General features: G+C 60.7%; 18 protein-coding genes. 15 read left to right on the plus strand and 3 right to left on the minus strand.

Translation table 11 applies throughout. The features are described 5' to 3' along the window. Positions 1 to 227 precede the first annotated feature (227 nt). Entirely contained in the window at positions 228 to 2,588 is a 2,361-nt protein-coding gene (locus KH208_RS02430) for a cation-translocating P-type ATPase (RefSeq protein ID WP_291433512.1), read from the minus strand. Between the two features lie 86 nt (positions 2,589 to 2,674). On the opposite strand from KH208_RS02430, the gene KH208_RS02435 reads away from it, so the two are divergent. The 15 genes from KH208_RS02435 to KH208_RS02505 all read left to right on the plus strand — a co-directional run bounded on the left by KH208_RS02435 (position 2,675) and on the right by KH208_RS02505 (position 19,797). Further along, complete coding sequence (locus KH208_RS02435) at positions 2,675 to 2,872, plus strand: heavy metal-associated domain-containing protein (RefSeq protein WP_009302810.1); 198 nt, start codon at positions 2,675 to 2,677, stop codon at positions 2,870 to 2,872. Between the two features lie 227 nt (positions 2,873 to 3,099). Further along, positions 3,100 to 4,572: a M14 family metallopeptidase gene (locus tag KH208_RS02440; RefSeq protein ID WP_291433516.1), complete on the plus strand. Its 1,473-nt coding sequence runs from the start codon at positions 3,100 to 3,102 to the stop codon at positions 4,570 to 4,572. A gap of 5 nt (positions 4,573 to 4,577) precedes the next feature. After that, positions 4,578 to 5,588 (plus strand): NAD(P)H-dependent glycerol-3-phosphate dehydrogenase, encoded by a 1,011-nt coding sequence (locus KH208_RS02445; protein ID WP_291433518.1) that lies wholly within the window; start codon positions 4,578 to 4,580, stop codon positions 5,586 to 5,588. A 377-nt stretch (positions 5,589 to 5,965) separates the two neighbouring features. Further along, on the plus strand, positions 5,966 to 9,727 hold the full coding sequence (locus tag KH208_RS02450; protein ID WP_291433519.1) for a proton-conducting transporter membrane subunit: 3,762 nt from the start codon (positions 5,966 to 5,968) through the stop codon (positions 9,725 to 9,727). After that, a complete protein-coding gene (locus KH208_RS02455; protein ID WP_291433521.1) occupies positions 9,727 to 10,698 on the plus strand; it encodes a respiratory chain complex I subunit 1 family protein in 972 nt (323 codons plus the stop codon). Before KH208_RS02450 ends, KH208_RS02455 begins: the two co-directional genes overlap by 1 nt. Positions 10,699 to 10,708: 10 nt before the next feature. After that, complete coding sequence (locus KH208_RS02460) at positions 10,709 to 11,158, plus strand: NADH-quinone oxidoreductase subunit NuoB (protein WP_008682106.1); 450 nt, start codon at positions 10,709 to 10,711, stop codon at positions 11,156 to 11,158. Positions 11,159 to 11,322: 164 nt separating this feature from the next. Then, positions 11,323 to 11,901, plus strand: coding sequence for a hydrogenase (locus KH208_RS02465; RefSeq protein WP_291433526.1), 579 nt, complete (start codon positions 11,323 to 11,325; stop codon positions 11,899 to 11,901). A gap of 30 nt (positions 11,902 to 11,931) precedes the next feature. Continuing rightward, entirely contained in the window at positions 11,932 to 12,468 is a 537-nt protein-coding gene (locus KH208_RS02470) for an NADH-quinone oxidoreductase subunit C (RefSeq protein WP_291433528.1), read from the plus strand. Beyond that, positions 12,465 to 13,547, plus strand: coding sequence for a nickel-dependent hydrogenase large subunit (locus KH208_RS02475; RefSeq protein ID WP_291433530.1), 1,083 nt, complete (start codon positions 12,465 to 12,467; stop codon positions 13,545 to 13,547). Before KH208_RS02470 ends, KH208_RS02475 begins: the two co-directional genes overlap by 4 nt. 145 nt (positions 13,548 to 13,692) lie before the next feature. Next, a complete protein-coding gene (locus tag KH208_RS02480) occupies positions 13,693 to 14,076 on the plus strand; it encodes a hydrogenase maturation nickel metallochaperone HypA (protein ID WP_291433532.1) in 384 nt (127 codons plus the stop codon). Beyond that, a complete protein-coding gene (locus tag KH208_RS02485) occupies positions 14,069 to 14,668 on the plus strand; it encodes a 4Fe-4S dicluster domain-containing protein (RefSeq protein WP_291433534.1) in 600 nt (199 codons plus the stop codon). The genes KH208_RS02480 and KH208_RS02485 overlap by 8 nt, the downstream gene beginning before the upstream one ends. 202 nt (positions 14,669 to 14,870) lie before the next feature. Further along, positions 14,871 to 15,110, plus strand: coding sequence for a hypothetical protein (locus KH208_RS02490; protein WP_291433536.1), 240 nt, complete (start codon positions 14,871 to 14,873; stop codon positions 15,108 to 15,110). A gap of 447 nt (positions 15,111 to 15,557) precedes the next feature. Beyond that, positions 15,558 to 16,943 (plus strand): integrase arm-type DNA-binding domain-containing protein, encoded by a 1,386-nt coding sequence (locus KH208_RS02495; RefSeq protein WP_291433538.1) that lies wholly within the window; start codon positions 15,558 to 15,560, stop codon positions 16,941 to 16,943. 935 nt (positions 16,944 to 17,878) lie between these two features. Further along, a complete protein-coding gene (locus KH208_RS02500; RefSeq protein ID WP_291433539.1) occupies positions 17,879 to 18,202 on the plus strand; it encodes a hypothetical protein in 324 nt (107 codons plus the stop codon). Then, entirely contained in the window at positions 18,199 to 19,797 is a 1,599-nt protein-coding gene (locus tag KH208_RS02505; RefSeq protein WP_291433541.1) for a relaxase/mobilization nuclease domain-containing protein, read from the plus strand. The genes KH208_RS02500 and KH208_RS02505 overlap by 4 nt, the downstream gene beginning before the upstream one ends. Before the next feature lie 7 nt (positions 19,798 to 19,804). On the opposite strand, the gene KH208_RS02510 is transcribed toward KH208_RS02505, so the two are convergent. Then, a complete protein-coding gene (locus KH208_RS02510) occupies positions 19,805 to 20,248 on the minus strand; it encodes an aminoglycoside adenylyltransferase domain-containing protein (protein ID WP_291433543.1) in 444 nt (147 codons plus the stop codon). 771 nt (positions 20,249 to 21,019) lie between these two features. Beyond that, positions 21,020 to 22,045: a hypothetical protein gene (locus KH208_RS02515; RefSeq protein WP_291433545.1), complete on the minus strand. Its 1,026-nt coding sequence runs from the start codon at positions 22,043 to 22,045 to the stop codon at positions 21,020 to 21,022. Between the last annotated feature and the right edge of the window lie 102 nt (positions 22,046 to 22,147).

Consider the following 22,147-nt stretch of genomic DNA (forward strand, 5'->3'; position numbering starts at 1 on the left):
GCCGCGCGCAAAGCCGGTGGAAGTCAGCGCGCCCACATCGCGGCCGACCCTGATTCCGCCGGAATCAGGACGCCACAGCGAGCCGAAATTACCGGCGGTCAGGAGGCGGCTTACAAGACTCATACAACGCTTATCGGGCGGCTACGGTAACACATGAGGGCATTTCAAAAAATTGAAATGCCCTCATGCCGCGGCGTTCGCGGCCGGTGTATCAGATTCGGCGGACTCTATGAAGTGATCTTGAAAAAACGCAGCCGCAAGGCATTCGTCACCACGGACACCGAGGACAGGGCCATGGCCGTGCCCGCCAGCATGGGCGAGAGCATGGGGCCGCCGAAAATATGCAGCAGACCGGCGGCCACGGGCAGGCCCAGAATATTGTAGCCGAAGGCCCAGCCCAGATTTTCGCGGATATTGCGCATGGTGGCGCGCGAAAGCGACAGGGCCGTCAGCACGGCCCCCATGCCGCCGCGCATCAGCACGATATCCCCGGCTTCGGCACTGACGTCCACGCCCGTGCCCACGGCCATGCCCACATCGGCCAGGGCCAGAGCCGGAGCGTCGTTGATGCCGTCGCCCACCATGCCCACCACCTGCCCCTCGGACTGAAGACGGCGCACATAGCCAGCCTTTTCGGCGGGCAGCAGCCCGGCGGCCACTTCATCCACACCGGCCTCGCGGGCCACGGCGCGGGCCGTGCGCTCGTTGTCGCCGGTGAGCATGACCACCCGCACGCCCATTTCATGCAGACGGGCCACCACGGCCGGAGATTCCGGTCGCAGGGCGTCGGCCAGGGCCAGAATGCCGGCCAGGCGCGCGCCCACGGAAAGCAACAAGGGAGTCTGCCCGGCCTCGGCCAGAGCCGCCAGTTGCGCGTCCGCCGTCCCGGGCACTTCCAGACCGCGTTCCTTCATAAAGGCCCGGTTGCCCACGGCCACCACATATTTCTGATTGTTCAGGCCCACCGTGCCGGCAATGCCCAGACCCGGCGAAACGTCCACGTCATCCACCGGGCAGGGCGGGCAGCCGCGCTCACGCCCCGCATTGATCAGGGCCAGGGCCAGAGGATGCTCGGAGCGGGCCTCCAAGGCGGCCGCCAGGGTCAGCAGATCCTTTTCGGCCAGTCCGTCCACAACGCCGTCCGTGGCCGAGCCGTCGGCGGACAGCACTGAAATGCCGGTGAGCACGGGCTTGCCCGTGGTCAGGGTGCCAGTCTTGTCCACGGCCAGAGTGGTGATCCGCCCGGCCTGCTCCAGGGCCGCGCCGTTCTTGATCAGCACGCCCAGTTGCGCGCCGCGGCCCGTGCCCACCATGATGGACATGGGCGTGGCCAGGCCCATGGCGCAGGGGCAGGCCATGACCAGCACGGCCACGAACACGGACAACGGCGTGGTGACGGGCTCGGAACTGAAGATCAGCCAGGCCAGCGCCGCCAGCAGGGCGAAAACCATGACCGCGGGCACGAAATAAAAGCTCACCCGGTCGGCCAGGCGGGCGATGGGGGCCTTGCTGCCCTGAGCCTCGCGCACCAGGCGGATGATCCGCGCCAGGCGCGTGTCCTGGCCCACGGCTTCCGCGCGCATGGTCAGGGAACCTTCGCCGTTGACGCTGCCCGCCACCAGCTTGTCCTCCGGCCCCACAGGCACGGGGATGGACTCGCCGGTCAGCAGGGAGAGATCCACCGCGCTCTTGCCGGTCAGCACCACGCCGTCCACGGGCACGCGGCTGCCGGGCCGGACCAGCAGGCGGTCGCCCGCCTTCAACGCGGAGACAGGCACATCCTCGGGCGGCACGGCCTCGTCCTCAGGGTCCAGGCGCAGGGCCGTTTCCGGCGTGAGGCTCATCAGCGCGCCCATGGCGTCCCCGGCCTTGCGCCGGGCCGTGGCTTCCAGGAACTGCCCGAACTCGATCATGGTCAGCAGCACGGCGCAGGACTCATAGTAGAGGTTCATGGCCCGCATGACCGGATCATGCCCCAGAAGGCCCAGCACGGTGTTGACCAGGCTGTACAGAAAGGCCGCGCCCGTGCCCACGGCCACCAGGCTGTCCATGGTCGGGGACTTGTGCAGCAGGGCCGCCGTGCCCTCAATGTAAAAATGCCGCCCCAGCCAGACCACCGGCAGGGTCAGCAGCAACTGCACCAGCATAAAGGCGCGCGGCGAACTGTGCGGCTCCAGCCAGGACGGCAGGGAGAGACCCATCATGTGTCCCATGGACACGATCAGCAGGGGCACGGTAAAGCCGAGCATGGGCCAGAGACGGCCCAGGCGTTGCCGCCGGTCCTCCAGGGCCTTGGCCTTGGCCGCTTCATACTGGGCCGAGGCGTCCTCGTCCTTGCTCGGCGTGGCCGAAAAGCCCAGCTTGGCGACGCGCTCCATGACCTCCCGGCGCACCTCGTCCTCGTCGCCGGGCTTGGCCCAGACCTTGGCCTTGGCCGTGGCCAGGTTCACACTGACCTTGTCCACCCCGTCCAACTGGCTCACCACGCGCTCGATGCGCGAGGAGCAGGCGGCGCAATGCATGCCGCCGATATCAAAGCCCAACGGGCAGGCTTCATGACTGTCTTTGGTTTCTTTTTCCGTACTCATTGCCGCGCCTCCGCTTGTTTTTCCAGCGGGTTCAGCGTAGCCTGAATCCGTTGAAAATGAAAACCAAAATTATTTTGGAGGATAAGATGAAAACTCTGAAAGTCAACGGCATGCATTGCGGCCATTGCAAGGCCTCCGTAGAGGAAGCCGCCGCCAAGATACCCGGCGTGAGCAAGCCCGAAGTGGATCTGGCCGCCAAGGAACTGCGCTTCGAGGAATCCGGCCCCGTGGACCTGGAAGCCCTGAAAACCGCCATCCGCGACATTGGTTTCGATCCGGAATAGATAGACGCGCCCGATTGAGGCTTTGGGCCTGTGACGCGGCATGGGCCTGCCCGCCGGGCACGGCGTTTCTCTCTTTCCCGCAATCGGGCCGCCTTTCCCGCTCAGGCCGGAAAGGCGGCCCGAACCGCATTCGACCGGCAAGCCTCGCTTCAGTCGCGCCGCCCTTCTTGCCGTTTGCCGCCAAATGGCGTAACACTCGCCTGTATCTTCAAACACAGGAACAGGCAGTGAATACAAACGCATGCGCTGTGCCCGGCCCCGTTATGGGGTCGGTTTTTTACCACCGGTCCGGACTTTTGTCCCGCCTGGCGGTCTGTTTGCCGTTGCTCTGCGCCTTTCTTTGGCTCTGCCTGCCCGTCGCGGCACGCGGGGAAGAGGCTTTTTCCCTGGATTTCACCACCATCCGCCTGGGCGACGCGGCGCGCGTCGTGCTGGTGGTGGGCGGCATCCAGGGCGACGAGCCGGGCGGTTTTTCCGCCGCCACCTTGCTGGCGACCCGCTACGACATCCAGGAAGGGGCCGTCTGGGTGGTGCCCAACCTCAACTTCCCCAGCATCATCAAGCGCTCGCGCGGCCTGCACGGGGACATGAACCGCAAATTCGCCCGCCTGGACGAAAGCGATCCGGAATTCCCCACAGTGCGCCGCATCCAGGAGCTGATCCGCCATCCGCGCGTGGCCCTGGTGCTCAATCTGCACGACGGCAGCGGCTACTACCGCGCGAACTATCAGAATTACCTCTGCAATCCGGCCCGCTGGGGCCAGTCGGTAATCATCGACCAGGACGGCCTGCCCTCGGGCGTGTTCATGGGCGCGCTGGCCCAGGAGGCGGCCCGGGTGACCGCCGAGGTCAACCAGCGCCTGATCAAGCCCCTGCACGTCCTGCACGTGCACAATACGAACACCGCCGCCGGGGACAAGGAAATGGAAAAAAGCCTGTCCTACTACGCCGTGCGCCAGGGCAAGGCGGCTTTCGGCCTGGAAGCCAGCAAAGAATTTCCGGTGGAGCTGCGGGCCTATTACCACTTGAGCATGGTGGAAGGCTTTCTGCGCCGGGCGGGCGTGCGCTTCAAACGCGACTTCAGCCTGACGCCCCAAGGCGTGGGCGAGGCCCTGCGGGACAATCTGGGAGTGTCCTTCGCGGAGAACCGCGTCTTCCTGCCCCTGGAGGACGTGCGCCCGGCCATCAACTATCTGCCCCTGCCCAAGGGCAGCCCGGCCAGGGCAGTGACTTCCAAGCCCATCATGGCGGTCCTGCCCTGCCGGGACCGCGACAGGGAACTCTGCATCCACTACGGCAACCGCACCATCACCCTGATCAAGCCCGACTGGCGCGAAATGGACCACAGCCTTGAATCCGTGCGCGTCACCGTGGACGGGCGCGAAGAAGCGGTGCCCTTCGGCCGGGTGCTGGACGTGGCCGAAACGGTACGCGTGCATCCGCAGGAGGGCTTCCGGGTCAACGCCATCGGCTTTGACAGCGGCCGCCGTGACGAAAGCGGCCTGCTCCTGCGCCGCAAGGATTTCGCGCCGCGCTTTTCCGTGGACCGCGGGGGCACGCTCTTCCGGGTGGAAGTTTACAAAAACCAGAGCTTCGCCGGGCTGTTCCTGCTGCGCTTCAACGCCAAGAACGCCCGGCTGGCCAAGGGCCGCGCCATTCTGCCCGACAGGCCCGGCCCGGAATCGAAACTGGGATTCTGAACCACATGTCCGACACGCTTTCCCTAACAACGCCCGTCACCGTGGCAGGCGGCGGCAGCTGGGGCACGGCCCTGGCCCACCTGCTGGCCGCGCGCGGCCTGTCCGTCACCCTTTGGCTGCGGGACGCGGAGGTGGCCCGGGCCGTCAATGAACGCCACGAAAACCCGCGCTACCTGCCGGGCTTTGCCCTGGATGCCCGCCTGGCGGCAAGCACGGATCCGGCCGTCCTCAACCGTGATCTGCTGGTGCTGGCCGTGCCCAGCCAGCAGTTGCGGGGCTGGCTGGGCACGCACAGAAAATTTTTCCGGCCCGGCCCGGTACTGGTCAACGCGGCCAAAGGCCTGGAAACCGGCAGCCTTGCAACCTGCGGCACGGTGGTCGCCGAAGCCCTGGCCGGTCTTGAGCCCCGCTACAGCGTGCTGTCCGGGCCGTCCTTCGCGGCGGAGGTGCTGCGGGGCCTGCCCACGGCCGTGGTGCTGGCCGCGCGCGACGAAGCCCTGGGCCGGACCCTGCGGGAACTGTTTTCCGGCCCGTCCTTCCGCTGTTATTCCAGCACGGACGTCACCGGCGTGGAGATGGGCGGCGCGCTCAAGAACGTCATGGCCATCGCCGCCGGAGTCTGCGACGGCCTGGGCCTGGGGCACAACAGCCGGGCCGCCCTGATCACCAGGGGCCTGGCCGAGATGAGCCGCCTGGGCGCGGCATGCGGCGCGCGCCGGTCCACTTTCATGGGCCTTTCCGGCCTGGGCGATCTCACCCTGACCTGCACCGGCGACCTTTCGCGCAACCGGCAGGTGGGCCTGCGCCTGGGGCGCGGCGAAAATCCGGAGGCCATCACCCGCAGCCTGGGCATGGTGGCCGAAGGCGTCAAAACCACGGCCGCCGTGCATGCCCTGGCTCTGCGCCTGGGCATCGACGCGCCTATCACCGCCGCCATGCATTGCGTCCTCTACGAGGGACAGGCCCCGCGGGAAGCGCTCAAAATCCTGATGAACCGCGACCTGCGCGAAGAATAACGCCGTTTGGGGCTGTGAAAAAAAGATTTTCCTGCTTGCGCCTGAAGCTAATGTAGTGTATTGACTGATTACTCAGCTAGGGATTTTTTTCACGAGCAAAATCAGCCATCCTGCCGTCGGGGACGGCTGATTTCGTGCGAAAAAGCCCGCCACTCGTCGCGGCGCGTATCGGCCCGGACGGCATCACTAGTGTCTAATTGGAAAAATTAGACACGCAAAACCCGGAGGGTTTTGCGGCGGCGCAGCCGCCGGGAGTCCGCGGAAAACCACGCTTTTTCGCGGACGATCCTGTGAAAATTGAGAGCATAACCATGCTCGAAATTTTTGCAATCAGACACTAGATATTGTCCGGAAGATCCATAAATCACGGGGCGTCTATGACATCACCACTGTTCACGGCCGGCGGTTCTTGGTTGCCGCTGTTGCTCGGTTCGGTCCTCCTGCTGATCGCCACGGTCAAGGCCGTGCGGGAGCGCAAGGATCCGCGCCGCCTGATCCTCTGGGGCGCGCTGCACGACGCGGGCATCGCCTGTATGGCGCTGACCGCGCAGACAGCCGCGGGCCTGACCGGCCTGTGGCTGTTCGTCATCTTCCAGATTTTCGCCAGGCTGCTGGCTCTGGCCGCGCTGGCGCGCCTCGCGCCCTGCGGCGCGACGCTGGACGGACTGCGCGGCGCGGGACGGCGCAATCCCTGGGCCGGAGCCCTTTTCGGCCTGGGCCTGCTGGCCGCCGTGGGCGGCTCGCCCTTTCTGCTGCCCGAGGCCCGCGCGCTGATCGTTCAGGGCCTGCTGGAAGCGGCCCCGGCCGGGGGGCTGCTCTGCCTCCTGCTGATGGCCGCAGCCACCACGGTCTTCATCTGGCTGTACGTGGACGCCGTGCGCCGCGTGAGCCTTGAGGAAGCCCCCGAAAGCGCGGAAGGCGCGGACGCGGCGGCTCTCGCGTCCGGCGGCCTGTCCGGACTGTCCGGCTTGGGCCTGCCGCTGCTCGGTCTGGGTCTGCTGACGGCGGCCCTGGGTCTGTTGCGTGCGCCCCTGACCGACGCCGTGGGCGGGCACTTCGGCCTGCTGGTCATGCACGCCCCCGTGCATCCGGCCTACTGGTGTTTCTACGTCGGCGCGTTCGTCGCCGGTCTGGCTTTTTTGCTGCGCCTGCGCGCGGCCCCGCAGATCGCCGTTCTTTTCCCGGCCCTGGCCTTCGCCACGGTCTGCGTCATTCCCAGCCCGCCCCTGGCCCGGCTCTTCCTGGTGATGATCGCCTTGGTGGCCCTGGTGGTCAGCGTCTACTCCCTGGGCTACATCCACGACCGGCGCAAAGGCTGGTACTGGTTTTTCCTGCTGCTGACCTTCGCCTCCCTGGCGGGCATCGTCTCCACGCCGGATACGGCGGCCATGTACGGCTACTGGGAGCTGATGACCTTCGCTTCCTACTTCCTGGTCGTGCACGAGGGGCGGCGCACGGCCTATGAGGCCGGTCTCAAATATTACGTGATGTGCGCGGGCGGGGCTCTGTTCATGCTGCCGGGCCTGTTCATCCTCGGCGTTTTTTCCGCCGCGCCGCTGGCCGCCTTCCACTTCCCGTTCTGGTTCCAGGCGGCCCTGGTGCTCTGCCTGGCGGGCTTCGGCGTCAAAGCCGGTCTGGTGCCCCTGCACTCCTGGCTGCCCGACGCCCACCCCGCCGCGCCCTCCTCGGTGTCCGCGCCCCTGTCCGGCATCATCACCAAGATGGGCGTGTTCGGCATCGTCAGCGTGATCCTCATGGGCGTGGGCCAGGCCGCCGGTGAAATGCGCGGCCTGCTCGGCCTGTCCTGGTTCGGGACGGGCCTCAGCGCCATGGGCGTCGCCACCCTGGTCTACGGCGAGGTCATGGCCCTGCGCCAGGAAGACATCAAGCGCATGCTGGCCTACTCCACCCTGGGGCAGATCGGCGAAATCGCGCTGGTGCTGGGCCTGGGCACCTGGCTGGCCACGGCCGGGGCGCTCTGGCATGTGTTTAACCACGCCGTGATGAAAGACCTGCTCTTTCTGGGCGCGGGCGCGCTGATCATGCGCGCGGGCAGCCGCAATCTGGCCGACCTGCGCGGCCTGGGCCGCCGGATGCCCTGGACCGTGGCCTGCATGGCCGTGGGCCTGGTGAGCATCATGGGCCTGCCGCCCTTCGGCGCGTTCTACAGCAAATTCCTGATGATCCAGGCCGCGGTCAACGCCGGTCAGATCTGGCTGGCGGCCCTGATCCTGGCGGGCTCCCTGGTGGGAGCCGTATACTACACCCGCATTCTGAAAACCCTGATCTTTGAAGAACGCCCGTCCCACCTGCCGCAGGTGGAAGAAGCCCCCTTCAGCATGCGCCTGGGCCTGCTGGTGCTGGCGGCCCTCAGCCTGCTGCTGGGCCTGGCCCCGCAACTGCCCATGCAGTTGGTTCTGCCCGTGGCCTCGCTCTGCTACGAGCCCACGTCGGCCGCCCCGCAGATCATGCTGGCCATGAACGTGTTCTGGCCCGTATATGTGGTGGTGCCGGTCTTCGGCGCGGTGCTGCCCGCCCTGTTCGCCGGTTGGCGCAGGATGGCCGGCTGGACCAGCGTGGGCGTGCTGCTGCTCACGGCCCTGCTGGTGCTGCTTTTCGGGCGAGATCTGGATATGCTCTCCTTCTGCTTTGCCCTGATCGTGCCCCTGGTGGGCGCGGTGAACATGGCCTACGCCGTGGGCTACATGGAGCACAGCCACAGCCAATGGCGTTTCTACTGCGCCTTTACCTGCATGTGCGGCGGCCTCGTGGGCATGGCGGCCAGCCAGTACCTGTTGAGCTTCTTCCTGTTCTGGGAAATCATGAGCTCGTGGACCCTGTACATGGCTATCGCCCACGAGGGCGACAAGGCCTCGTTGCGTGAAGCCTTCAAATACTTCCTTTTCAACCTGCTGGGCGCGGGCTTCCTCTTTGTGGGCCTCTGCGTGCTCGGGCCCTTCACGCCCTTCAACGCCGGCCTGCTGGCCGGGCTTGTGCCCGACCTGCCCGCGGGCGCGGCCTGGCTGGGCATGGCCCTGCTGGCCACGGGCTTTGTGATGAAGGCCGCCCAGCTGCCCTTCCGCATTGACTGGCAGATGCACCCGGCCCTGGCCCCCACGCCGGTGTCCGGCTACATATCCTCGGTGCTGCTGAAAAGCGCCGTCATCGGCCTGATCAAGCTCTTCATGCTGCTGGGCGGGGGTTTTGCCCTGGCGGGCATCCTGGACGGCTTCGAGCAGGGCGTAATCAGCCTGATCGTCATGTGGATCGGCGGCATCACCATCATCATGGCCGCCGTGCAGGCCCTGCGGGCCAACGGCATCAAGCTGATCTTCATCTACTCCACCGTGAGCCAGCTGGGCTACATGGTGCTGGCCGTGGCCGCGGGCGGGGTCCTGGGCTACGCGGGCGGCATGCTGCACCTGATCAACCACGTCTTCTTCAAAGACCTGCTCTTCCTGATCTGCGGGGCTGTGATGTTCGCCACGCACCGGGACAGCCTGGATGATCTGGGCGGCATCGGCCGCAAGATGCCCTTCACTCTCTGCATGTTCGCCATCGCGGGCCTGTCCGTGGTGGGCGTGCCGCCCACCAGCGGTTTCTCCTCCAAGTGGCTGATCTACCATGCCCTGATGCAGGCCGGGCAGCCCTTCCTGGCCCTGCTTTCCCTGGTGGGCAGCGTGCTGACCCTGGCCTATATCGCCAAGTTCCTGCACGCGGCCTTCCTGGGCCAGCCCGCCCCGGACCTGGACGACGTGCATGAGGCCCCCAAGGTCATGCGCGTGCCCATGGGCATTCTGGCCGCGGGTTGCGTGCTGACGGGCATTTTCCCCGGTCTGGCGCTCATGCCCGTCAACAGCGTGTTGATGGAATACGGGCTGGCTCCCCTCAATGTGGGGCTTTCCGGCGTGCTTTCCGGCCCCGGCGCCTGGAACGCCACAGGCATGTTCGTCATGATGGCGCTGGCCTTCCTGGCCGGGTACTGGTTCATACGCCGCTTCACGCGCCTGCGTGAAATCGACGTGCACGCCTGCGGCCTGCCTCCGGAAATCGCCACCAGCCGCATGGCTCCCTCCAGCATCTACGGCGACCTGACGCGCCTGCTGGGCGGCGGGCGCGCTTCCAAGGAGAACCGCTGATGAGCGACACCCTGCTTGCCATTCTGCACATGTGCATCTTTCCCGGCGGGGCCTTTGCCCTGGCCGTGGGATTCTTCTTCAAGGGCCTGGACCGGCGGGTGGAAGCCCGCCTCCAGCGCCGCGTGGGCCCGCCCCTGATCCAGCCCTGGCTGGACATCGCCAAACTGCTGACCAAGGAAACCCTGATCCCGAAAACCGCCTGCCGTTCGGCCTTTCTGCTGGCTCCGGTCTTCGGCTTCACGGGCATGGCCGTGTGCGCGGCCTTCATTCCGGTGCCGGGCGTGTTCGACGGCCTGTTCAACATGGGCGACCTGCTGGTGATCTTCTACCTGCTGCCCATCCCGGCCATGGCCCTGATGCTGGGCGGCTCGGCCTCCAGCTCGCCCTTCGGCGCCGTGGGCTTCTCGCGCGAGATGCTGCTCATGCTGGCCTATGAAACCCCGCTGCTGATGATCTTGCTGGCCGTGGCCATGCTAGTGGGCAAGGGCATTTCCGGCGGAGACTGGGGGGCCGAGTTCTCCCTGCTCAAGATCGTGGCCTGGCAGCAGCACAGCGGCTCCCTGGGCTTCAACCCTTCCATGATTCCGGCCCTGCTGGCCTACCTGATCTTTTTGCCCGGCACCATGGGCGTGGCCCCCTTTGACATTCCGGAAGCGGAAACCGAAATCATCGAAGGCCCCCTGTTGGAGTACGGCGGCCCGCTGCTGGCGCTCTTCCAGGTGACCTCGGCGCTGAAGACCTTCGTGGTGCTGGGCCTGGGGGTGGCGCTTTTCTTTCCCGGCACTATATCTGAATGGTGGCCGGTGAATCTGCTCTGGTTCGTGCTCAAGTGCCTGGGCCTGATGCTGGTTTCGCTGACCCTGGTCAAGTCGGCCACCGGGCGTTTCCGCATTGATCAGGCATTCCGCTTCTATGTGACGGTGCCCACGGCGCTCGCGCTGTGCAGTCTGATCCTGGTCTGGGTGATGTAAGGAGGCCGCTGTGGCTTTGGACAACCTGCTCAAAAAACTTTCCGTGCGCTCGCCGTGGCTGTTCCGGATCAATGCCGGTTCCTGCAACGGCTGCGACGTGGAACTCGCCACCACGGCCTGCATTCCGCGTTACGACGTGGAGCGCCTGGGCTGTAAATACTGCGGCAGCCCCCGGCACGCGGACATTGTACTGATTACCGGCCCCCTGACCACCAGGGTGCGCGACCGCGTGCTCCGGGTCTGGCATGAAATACCCGAACCCAAGGTGACCGTGGCCGTGGGCATCTGTCCCATTTCCGGCGGCGTCTTCCGCGAGGGCTATTCCATTGAAGGGCCCATCGACCGCTATTTGCCGGTGGACGTGAACGTGCCCGGCTGCCCGCCGCGCCCGCAGGCCATTCTGGAAGGCGTGGTGCTGGCGCGCTCCATCTGGCTCAAGAAACTGGGTCTGGAGGAATAAATGACCGCGTTGCGGCAGGCCTTGCGGCGGACCTTCGCGCGCCTGCGGGCCGCGGCGGCCGACAACGGACAAACCTGTCGGCGTTGCGGCGTCTGCCGTCATGTCTGCGGCCTGCTGCGGCGGCCCAAGCCGCATAAACGACGCCAAGGTTCTGGAGGAATAATATGGCGGGCTTTCTGAAAGTTCTGTTCCGCAACCTGCTGGAGGGCCCGAGCACCGACCCCTTCCCGCTGGGCGAAACATTCACGCCGGCGCGCCTGCGCGGCCGGGCCAAAGTGGATCCCACCCTCTGCATGGGCTGCGGCGTCTGCCGCCATGTCTGCGCGGCCGGGGCCATCAATATCACCCATCTGCCGGACGGCAGCGGCTACACCATCACCATCTGGCAGAACTCCTGCTGCCTGTGCGCCTCCTGCCGCCATTACTGCCCCACCGGGGCCATGAGCATCAGCACGGACTGGCACTCGGCCCATCCGGAAAAGGAAAAATTCGACCGCCTGGAACAGCACACCATCAAGTACGAACCCTGCGCCCACTGCGGCACGCTGATGCGGCCCGTTCCGGCGCATCTGGCCAAGCGCCTGTATGCCAAAAATCCGGACATCGACCCGGAGCTGATCCGTCACCTCTGTCCCAAGTGCCGCCAGATCGAGGACGCCAAGCGCAATGCCTGCGTGCTGCCCGCCCACACCGAGGACAAGCCGGAACAACGCGTGACCTCGGCCGCGCCCACCAGGGAATAAGAGACGAGCCGAAACCACAAAGGATACAGTATGCAAGACATTATCCGGGGCGACGCGCGGATCATTGAGGACATTTCGGCCCTCTGCACCGACAGCGACGCCATTCACCACAGCATCGACAGCTTCGGCAACGCCTTTCACTGGTTCCGGCTGGACACGCCGCGCCAGCTGCCGCAGGCCGCTGAGGTACTGCGGAAGGCCGAGGCGCGCCTGGCCATGGTCACGGCCTACAACCGCCGCCAGCTGAGCGAGCCCATGCAGGAAGTCTGCTACCATTTCGAGCTGAAAGGCGTCATCTACAATCTCACCGTGACGCTTAACGGCGAATGGCCCACCGTGCCCTCCATCACCCCGCTGTTCGCCAACGCCGACTGGCATGAACGCGAAATGATGGAACTGTACGGCATCCAGGTCACGGATCATCCCGACCCGCGCCGCCTCTTCCTGGACGAGGAGCTGGACGCGGGCATTCTCAACGAGGCCGTGCCCCTGTCCATCATGATGAACGGGGCCTGCACCACCGACCTCTGGGAACGCATTCTGAAAGACAAGGAGAAGCGGCCATGAGCAGCACCTTCACCATGCCTCTGGGCCCGGTACATGTGGCCCTGGAGGAGCCGGTCTACTTCCGCCTCACGGTGGAGGGCGAAACCGTGCGCCACGTGGAGCTGACCTCGGGCCACGTGCATCGCGGCATGGAGGCCATGGCCACCCAGCGCAATCTGATCAAGAACACCACCCTCACCGAACGGGTCTGCTCGCTCTGTTCCAACAGCCATTCCTTCACCTACTGCATGTCCGTGGAGAACGTGCTGGGCATCACCATTCCGGAGCGGGCGCGCTATCTGCGCGTGCTGGCCGAGGAAATCAAGCGCGTGGCCTCGCATCTGTTCAATACCGCCATCCAGGCCCATATCATCGGCTTCAAGTCCCTGTTCATGCACGTCATGGAAGTGCGCGAAATGATGCAGGACGTGAAGGAAACCGTGTACGGCAACCGCATGAACCTGGCCTCCAACTGCATCGGCGGCGTCAAATGCGATGTGGAACGCGACATGCTGGACTACACCCTGGGCATGATCGCCAAGGTGGAGCCCGCCGTGGACGAAATCCGCGAGATTTACGACACCAACAGCCTGGTGCTGGCCCGTACCAAGGGCCTGGGCCTGCTGCCCAGGGAAGACGCCGTGCGCCTGGGCGTGGTGGGCCCGGTGGCGCGCGGATCCGGCGTTGTCATCGACGTGCGCAAGGATTCGCCCTACGCCGCCTATCCCGAGCTGGACTTCGACATGGTCACTTCCGAAGGCTGCTGCATCCATTCCCGGACCATGGTGCGCCTGAACGAGATCTTTGAATCCTTCAAACTGATCCGCCAGTGTTGCGAACGCGTGCCCGACGGCCCGGTGACCGCGCCCATGCGCCAGATCCGCACGGCCGAGGCCTGCGCCCGCTCCGAGGCGCCGCGCGGCGAGGTCTTTTACTATATCCGCACCAACGGCACGGACATGCCCGCGCGGCTCAAGTGGCGCGTGCCCTCATACATGAACTGGGAAGCCCTGGGCGTGATGATGCGCGACTGCAAGGTGGCGGACGTGGCGTTGATTACCAACAGCATTGACCCGTGCGTTTCCTGCACGGAACGCTGACAGCGGATCTTTTTCCCGCCGGCTGCGTCAAACAGCGCGGCACGCCCGGTCGCACAGACTGCCGGGCTCCGCTCCGGCGCGCCGCTTGTTTTCCTTGCCGGCGGAAAAAACCTCCACTGCCAGGAAAAAGGGCAAAAGGAAATACATGCATGAGGCCAGCCTTGTTCAAGGCCTGCTGGACATGGCCCTGAAAGCCGTGGAGAAACACAACGCGGCCCATCCCGACAACCGTGTGCTGCGGATCCAGGAAATCACCTGCGAGCTGGGCCTGATCGCCTGCGTGGAGGCCCAGACCCTGACCGCCTGCTTTGAACTTTTTGCCGAAGGCACCCTGGCCGAAGACGCGACGCTCACGCTCAACACCGCGCCCCTGGCCTGCCGCTGTGAAAACTGCGGCCACGCCTTCAGCCTGACGCAACGCCGTTTCGTCTGCCCGGCCTGCGGCAGCGAAAACATCCACTTCAGCGGAGGGCACGGGCTTACGCTCCAGTCCCTGCGCGTTGAATCCGAGGAAACGGACCATGCTTGAACACATTCAGGTCGTACCCGACAAATGCCGCGCCTGCCGCCGTTGCGAGGTGGCCTGCATCGCCGCCCACCACGGCATGTCCTTCAAGGAAGCCATGAAACACCGCGACGTGCTGGTCGCGCGCGTGCAGGTAGTCAAGGCGGAGGGCTTCAAAACCACGGTGCGTTGCCACCAGTGCGATCCCGCGCCCTGCTGCAACGTCTGTCCCACCGGCGCGCTGCAGCAGGAGGAGGACGGCCGCATCACCATGCGCGTCCAGTTCTGCGTGGCCTGCAAGATGTGCATCGCGGCTTGTCCTTACGGCACCATTTCCCTGGACACCATCGGCATGCCCGATCTGAGCGGGGACGACGCGGAAACCATTGCCCAAAGGGCCCGCCGGGAAGTGGCCGTGCGTTGCGACATGTGCCGCGCCTGGCGCGAGGAAAACGGCAAGAAGATCACCGCCTGCATGGAGGCCTGCCCGGTGCGCGCCCTGTCCATGGTGGAGCCTGACGGCACGGTGGTGGAAGCGCCCCAGCCTGAGAAAAAACCCGTGGCCGAAGCCAAGGCGTCCCCCACGGAAACGCCAGGCGAGGGGGCTCAGGCGTAGCTTCGGAAGGGCGCGCAGCAAGGCTGATAAATCTTGTTGACAGGCGGGGGCAAACTCCTTAGTGGCTGACTCAGAAAGATGTGACCTTCGTCACGCTTCGTTTGACCGGCATGTATGCCGGATACGGCGGAGTCAGTAACTCCGGCCGGATAGGGATTTTCCCTTCAAAAACATTTTCCCTTATCTATAAGGGGGAATCCGTATGTTGTTTTCCAAAACCCTTGCCCGTTGTCTTGTTCTGGCCTGTGCTCTCTCCATCTCCTGCGCGGGCGTTGCTTTTGCGGCTCCGCAGCAGGGCGCGGCCAAAGCCCCGGCCGCTTCCACAGCCAAAGCCCCGGCGCACAAGTCCGGCGCGGCCGTGAAAAAACCCGTCAAACACGCTCCCAAGGCCGCCAAGCCCGCCGCCAAGCAGCCGGTGAAAGCGCCTGAAACCGAAGAATAAACAACCTTCACCCGAACCATCAGCCCCCGGTCCTCCTGTTCAGGAGAGCCGGGGGCTTTTTTTCAGCGACCATACCCGCAATGGCCCTTGAGCAGATTCATTTTGAAGTTACTCAAGTAGTTTTAAAAAATCCAAATATGTCTTGTTATCATGTAATTTCAGCATGTTAACTGGACATATTTGCTTTATATTATCCACCAAAATCCCCCTGAATCCGGAAAATCCGTTGGTAGACACGTTGGTAGTCTTTTGGTAGATCGGGGCTGTCAATGATGGCGTTTCCCAAGGTCGGACAGAGCAACCTCCGACCTTGGGAAACCGGGAGGGGTGGTCCCTCCCGCTACCCGCATATTTCTTATAATTCCTTGTTGCAGAAGGATTTTCCAAGAATATGCTGGTAGCAGTCAGTCCAACCGTACCAAAAAACACCACACTGGAGGTGGATGGATGAAGCTGACCGATACCTTCATACGGCATGTCACGGCCAACGGCAAGGTCCAGAAGCACTCGGACGGCGGCGGTTTGTTCCTCTACGTCACGCCTACGGGCAAAAAGTCATGGAGGCTGGCGTACCGCTTCGCGGGCAGGCAGAAGCTTATTTCCCTTGGGCCGTATCCGTCCGTGAGTCTGCGCGAGGCGCGGGAAAAACGGGAAGACGCCAAAAAGCTGCTGCGGGAGCATATTGACCCCAGCGAAGCACGGCGTCAGGCCAAAGAAGCGGCGGCGGAAGCGGCCCACAATTCCTTTGAGGATGTGGCGCGGGAATGGTACGCCAAGTATTCGACGAAGTGGGTTCCCGCATACCGGAAAGCGGTCATCCGTATCATGGAGGAAAACCTCTTCCCCCATATCGGCAAACGTCCCATCAATGCAATTACGCCGAGAGAACTGCTGGCCGTTCTCCGGCGGGTGGAGGAACGGGGCGTGCTGACCATCGCCCACAAGGCGCTACGCGATACCGGACGGATCTTCCGTTATGCCGTCGTCACCGGCAGGGCGGAACATGACATTGCCGCTGATTTGCGCGGTGCACTCGCGCCCACTGCCAACGGCCACCATGCGGCCATTACCGAACCCGCCGCCGTGGGTGAACTGCTACGTAAAATTTACGCCTATGAGGGGAACTTTTTCATCTCCCGCGCCCTGCGTCTTGCGCCGCTGGTTTTCGTTCGCGCCAAGGAGCTGATTCGCGCGGAATGGACGGAAATCGACCTTGAGGCGGCGGAATGGCGCATTCCGGCGGAACGGATGAAGATGAAACAAATCCATATTGTGCCGCTCTCGCGTCAGGCCCTGGCGATTTTCCGGGAACTGCACGAGAAAAGCGGCGGGGGACAATTTGTCTTTCCGGGCAACCGGGCGGGAAACGACGGTCCCATGTACAGGGGAGGCCCGTTGCGTGTCCTGCGGCAAATCGGCTGCGCCACCGGCGAACATACCTTTCACGGCTTCCGGTCAATGGCGTCCACGCTCCTGAATGAGCTTGGGTATAACGCGGACTGGATAGAACGGCAGCTTGCCCACTGTGAACGCAACGGCGTCCGCGCCGCATACAATTATGCCGAGTACCTGCCGGAACGGCGGCGCATGGTTCAGGAGTACGCCGACTATCTCGACAGACTGCGATTCGCGTCTGACAGTGCCGAAGCGGAAAAACAGGCCGACGAGACGAAAGACATTTCCAGAGAGATGGACACCAATGTCGCCATCGGAAAGATAGACGAGAACGCCCAGATCACGGAAAGGGATACGGGCTGGAGCGAGGCATATCGGGAGAAGTTACGAGCCGCTGGGTATGACAGCATGGACATTCTGCAAGCCTGGTACGGGTAGGAAGGGAGCCCGACCTGTGCGGAATCCGTGGCCGTTTTCGTACCGCTATCCGCCCATAACAACAAATCGAACAGCCTAAAACCTGACGGCGGGGTTGAGAAATTTTCTTGACCTCGTCGTCCGCTTTTTCGTCCTGTCCGGCTTCCCGCTTCCTCCGTTTCGCTAAAGCCGTTGTTTCGCCAGAGCCTCAAAGTATAAGGAGGCGCGACCTCCGACGAGCCTTGCATGAGCCCATTCTCGGTCGCGACCGCATGAATCGGGCATACTGACCTGACAGGGAGTCATGCCCCGCTCCCACTGAAGTCCATATCCAAGTGAGAGAAATCCGCTAGCCCTGTTCCCTCGCCCGTACAGACTTTCCTGACACATTCCCGCTCTTTTTCATGTGAGCCTGCCCACTTTCTACGAGACAAGGCGTGCGAAGTTTCCAGATGTTCCCCGTTCGTTTCATTCAGACAGTCTTTCACTTTTGTCATGAAGATTTCCCATCTTTCCTGAAGCCTTTTCAAGGGCAGAGCTTTCCCATTCCACAACAGGAGTATGGACTTCTATTCAGAGCCATATCCTGGACTACTGTAGACGTTATTGAACGCATGATTATGCAGTCATACAATTATGGACAATTACTGCTTCTCAAATTGAGCTGTAACAAATTTTAAGATGATTGTTCACAGAAATATAATATGGTCTTTTTGCTTTTTTCTCTGGAAATCAGCACAAAATTTCAGCTATGCTTGCCGTAAAAGAGAGAAGAAAGCGCGTGGATACACGCTGGAAAAAGAAATGAAGCGGTTTCAAACCGCGTCGGGTGTTCTTCCTTACAGGATAGTAGCTGTCTGACGCCAGCTACTATCCTGCCAAAGGCTTCGCCTCTGGACTCCCCCGGAGCGTTCGGCGCTACGCTTCTCACGCTCTCAAAAAGGCAGGAAAGACAGATGGAAAAACGGAAGGCGACAACCAGATTTCAGAAGCGGCGGACGCTCAGACTTAGCGCCGGGGAAGACGAAAAACTGATCCGACAGGCCGCGACCGCTGGAATCTCGGTTTCCGAATATATGCGGCGTCTGTTCTTCGGCGGCAGGCCCATCATCGCCAGAACGGACGACCAGACCATCCGGGAATTGCGACGGCTTGGGGGGCTGCTCAAGCATCATTTCGAGGTGGTGAAGCGGACGGGAAACGCGGACATTCTCACGGAACTGGACGCCGCTCTGCGAGCAATCCGGCGGGCTGTTGAAGTCCTGAGCGAGAAACAATGATTATCAAAAAGCTCAAGCGCACCAGTTTCAAAAAATCCAAGGCCGTTATGATCAGCGGTTTGGTGGACTATATCCTTGCCGAGCACGACGACAGAGGCAAGGACAAACTCGCCTATGCCGGAAGCAGAAACTTTCTGACCACGACCGTTACCGCCCAGAAAAGGGAGATGATTTCGCTTGCCGAAGAATCTATCCAGAGCAGGATGCCCGTCACACACTGGATTTTGTCATGGCAGGAAAACGAGCAGCCTTCCCGTGAACAGGTGGATGAAGCGATCAGGCTCTTTCTCCGGGGAATGGGGCTTGCCGAACACCAGACGCTCTATGCCCTGCACAAGAATACGGGTAACTACCATCTTCATATTGTCGTGGATCGGACGCATCCCTATAGGGAAAAGGTCATTCAGCCGCACAGGGGATTCGACATTGACGCGGCGCATAAAATCATTGCCGAAATCGAACACAAACAGGGATGGTCACCGCAGATAAATGCCCGTTATCGCGTCAACGAGCAGGGATATGTGGTCAAAAATCTCCGGCATCGGGCACAGGTAAAGCCCAAGCCGAAAGTGGAAGACTTTGAAAACGCCACGGGTGAAAAATCCGCGCAGCGAATAGCGCAGGAGCGCGGCCATGCCGTCATTCAGAACGCCTCATGCTGGGAGGAACTTCACGCCGGACTGGATGCCGTTGGTCTGCGTTTCGTGCGCAAAGGTTCCGGCGCGGTGATTTTCGTGGGAGACACGGCGGTCAAGGCATCCAGTGTGGACAGAAATTTTTCCATGTCCAGGCTTTCCAAACGGCTTGGGGAGTTTAAGCCCGGCTACTACTCCGAGCGGACATTCAGCAAGCCCGCCCTGGAGCCGGCCAGTCACGTTTGCCGGGAGGAGTGGGAGCGGCGCAGACAGGAGGAGGAAAAGCATAATTTCAGAGAAAAGCGAGAAAAGGAACGGGAAGAGCTGGAGAGGCGGCAGCGGGAACGCCGGGAAGCGGCTACCGCCCGCCTTGCCCGGCACGGGCTTTCCGTGCTGAACATCGCCCGGCATTTTCTGAAGGAGCGCGAACAGGAAGAACGCGCGGAAATGCGAAACAGGCCAGCCGCTACAGAGCAAGCGGGGCGGCTCCCGCGCTTCAAGTATTGGCTGGGTAAACGCAATCCGTATCTCGCCAACCTCTGGCGTTTCCGCAAACGGATCGTCCCCGGCGTGGAGGTCAGGAAACGTGAGTTCCCCAGGGACGGTACATTGGCTTCCCCGTATGCCGCCTATCGGGAATTGGTGAAAAAACGGTTTCCTGAAAAGATGGATGAATCACGGCTGGATGCGGCCATTGCCCTATATATGCGCTGTGCCGGATACACCGTGCAGGAAGTTGTCAACGAATTGTACAGACACACCCCCGCCCGCCCCCACGGGCAGAACCGGGATGACCGGATAGACTATAGCCGCAGGGTGGGCTGGTATGCCTTTGGTACAGCGGGCGATATTGATATTGCAAATATCCAGCCCACACAAAAACAAATCGAAAAAATTACTGAAGAAATTCAACAAATTAATCAAAAAGAACGAATAAGTTCTACATACCGCTTACGTTGAATTTGCATTAATTATTTTTAAAATTTTCAATTTTTTCCTTCATAAAATTAACAAGAAGAAGAAGAAGAAGAAGAAGAAGAAGAAGAAGAAGAAGAAGAAGAAGAAGAAGAGTTGATTTTTCTAAACCATCCCATTCATCAATATATTTTCCTAAGTAAGCCTGGCAAGCCATCTCCATTAATGGTGCAAGATTATCGGGAAATTTAGAAATTACCCATTCTGCGGCAACATCTTTTGAACATATATCTTGTTTTTCTAGGGTAAACCACATTCGTGACAAAGTTAACAATACATTTCTTTCATCACCACTTATATTAGAAATCAGTGTTGGCAATGACTGCATTATTGCTATTTGTATTTCTTTATTTGGAATAATAGGAATAATTTTTTCAGCATATTCACCTTTCAAAGATATACTATGTAATCTTGCCTGCCATAAAAGAATTATCAAATCAGGATCATAATGAGGTTGCTGTATATTACCTGATTCAATTTATTCCCTCAGCCATTCACCATACATATATTCATACTTTGGAGGAAACTTCAATGGAATAATATCATTCAAATTAACAATTGTTAATTCTAATGGAATTTTTTCAGGATTTCCTATAACACCAGAAATATCCAGTAAATACTTTGTCAATGTTTTTCGCACATCATCTTTTATTTTTTCTTTAATTAAAATATCTAAATCACTATTTTGATATATTCTCCCAATAACGTAAGATCCATATATATACCTATAATATTCATTTTAAATAATTCATCTGCTATCAAAACTACCTGATGAATTTGTTTCATTAGTATTTCTTTTTTATATGATAGTTCATATTAATTATTATTTTATTTCCATTGATTTACTGCAATTTTATCATTATTAATATCCTTTATATATCGTCTATATAGTAATTTTATTATTGCATAACATATACTTCAATAACGAAGTACAACAGTACATCCAAATTTTTTCTAATCTTTCTTTTTTGTAGGTAGTTACGCGGGTCCTCGCATTTCTATTCGAATAAAAATTATGTAAAATCAAATTATTATATAACATATATACTTTTATTATGCTCAGTAGCATACTGGTCTGGCGGAAGCTGTTCCATGCTTTTGACTTCCAGCCCCCGTACCGCCGGGCACGGTTGTTCCCATACCAGGGTGAAGTCCAGATGAGCGCGGAGGGGAGCGCCTTAATGCGCGCAACGGCAGTCCACCACCATCACTCGGAAGAGTATACCGAGGGCCAGTCCTTGATTCGCGGCAGAGAATCGTCATAGATGCCATCCACATTGATGAGCAGGGCCACCGGAAACGTAATGCCGAGCCGCCTTGCCGTGGCGTTGTTCAGATAAATGCGGGGCTCAAAGGGCAGGATGGCTTCACTCCCCCCCGCATCGGGAGACACATGCTGGAGAAGAGCGGCGGAAAAAAAGCTGCCGATATATTGATAATTCAAGGTGGAAATGCCGATAAGCGCTCCCTTGGCCACAGGGATTCTGCCATCCTTGGCGTATGTCTTCACCTTATTCTTGTGCAGGATATCGAACAGCAGCGCGGGGTCGCCCAGTTCCGGGTCAAAGCATTGGATGGCGGGAACATACAGGGCATCAATGCCCTGAGCTATGAGTTCTTCAATGCCTTTCTTGCAGGATTCGACGGTGGCCTGCGGGTCCAGCCCTTCGTAGACCACAATCTCAAAGCCTCTTTCTCTGCCGACTTCGTATAATTCCTTGCTATTGCTGTATGTTCGCCCTTCCCGGGTACCGGAAGACATGGTGCCGATTTTACGGAAGGGCAGGAGGGTATACAGCAACGCGATGCTTTTGTTCCACTTGTCGGGGACATAGTCCACAATGAAATTGGGAGCCGTGGCGGCGCGCGTCTGCGGGTCAACAAGACCGATCAAGGGAGGGTCGGCGACATCCAGGCAGATGACGGGCTTTTTCCCATTGTTACACGTGAGTAGGGCCTTGGATGCGACGGACCCCATGGCCACCACCATGTCAATGTCGGGATTGGCCATGATGGACCGTGCAATGGCGGCATACTCGGATTCCGACAAATTCCAGCCGGGACTGTAATGATATTTTTGAGGAAAGCGTATCAGGCGCTTGTGGTCGCTGCCCGCGAGCGCGTCCAGCAGCGCCGCCTGGATTTCCGAAAACTCCCAATGTGGCCCGCCTTCAAAATAGGCCACCATATAGACGGGCTTGGCATAGGGAAGTCTTTGTATGTTCCGCTGCACCTGACGGCTTTCCCCATCAGAATCGGAAACCTGTTGCGGCTGGTACCCAGCCGAAAATGCGCGATCCGCTCCGGAAAAAAGCAGAAGGGCAAAGGCAAGGCA

The sequence above is a fragment of the Desulfovibrio sp. genome (genome assembly GCF_018379785.1).
Taxonomy (GTDB): Bacteria; Desulfobacterota; Desulfovibrionia; order Desulfovibrionales; family Desulfovibrionaceae; genus Desulfovibrio.

Bases quoted from the DNA above. Each gene is read 5' to 3' on its own strand.
- KH208_RS02495 (WP_291433538.1), top strand. From the start codon at position 15,558: ATGAAGCTGACCGATACCTTCATACGGCATGTCACGGCCAACGGCAAG.
- KH208_RS02430 (WP_291433512.1), bottom strand. From the start codon at position 2,588: ATGAGTACGGAAAAAGAAACCAAAGACAGTCATGAAGCCTGCCCGTTG.
- KH208_RS02475 (WP_291433530.1), top strand. From the start codon at position 12,465: ATGAGCAGCACCTTCACCATGCCTCTGGGCCCGGTACATGTGGCCCTG.
- KH208_RS02505 (WP_291433541.1), top strand. From the start codon at position 18,199: ATGATTATCAAAAAGCTCAAGCGCACCAGTTTCAAAAAATCCAAGGCC.
- KH208_RS02500 (WP_291433539.1), top strand. From the start codon at position 17,879: ATGGAAAAACGGAAGGCGACAACCAGATTTCAGAAGCGGCGGACGCTC.
- KH208_RS02480 (WP_291433532.1), top strand. From the start codon at position 13,693: ATGCATGAGGCCAGCCTTGTTCAAGGCCTGCTGGACATGGCCCTGAAA.
- KH208_RS02435 (WP_009302810.1), top strand. From the start codon at position 2,675: ATGAAAACTCTGAAAGTCAACGGCATGCATTGCGGCCATTGCAAGGCC.
- KH208_RS02485 (WP_291433534.1), top strand. From the start codon at position 14,069: ATGCTTGAACACATTCAGGTCGTACCCGACAAATGCCGCGCCTGCCGC.
- KH208_RS02470 (WP_291433528.1), top strand. From the start codon at position 11,932: ATGCAAGACATTATCCGGGGCGACGCGCGGATCATTGAGGACATTTCG.
- KH208_RS02465 (WP_291433526.1), top strand. From the start codon at position 11,323: ATGGCGGGCTTTCTGAAAGTTCTGTTCCGCAACCTGCTGGAGGGCCCG.
- KH208_RS02490 (WP_291433536.1), top strand. From the start codon at position 14,871: ATGTTGTTTTCCAAAACCCTTGCCCGTTGTCTTGTTCTGGCCTGTGCT.
- KH208_RS02450 (WP_291433519.1), top strand. From the start codon at position 5,966: ATGACATCACCACTGTTCACGGCCGGCGGTTCTTGGTTGCCGCTGTTG.
- KH208_RS02455 (WP_291433521.1), top strand. From the start codon at position 9,727: ATGAGCGACACCCTGCTTGCCATTCTGCACATGTGCATCTTTCCCGGC.
- KH208_RS02445 (WP_291433518.1), top strand. From the start codon at position 4,578: ATGTCCGACACGCTTTCCCTAACAACGCCCGTCACCGTGGCAGGCGGC.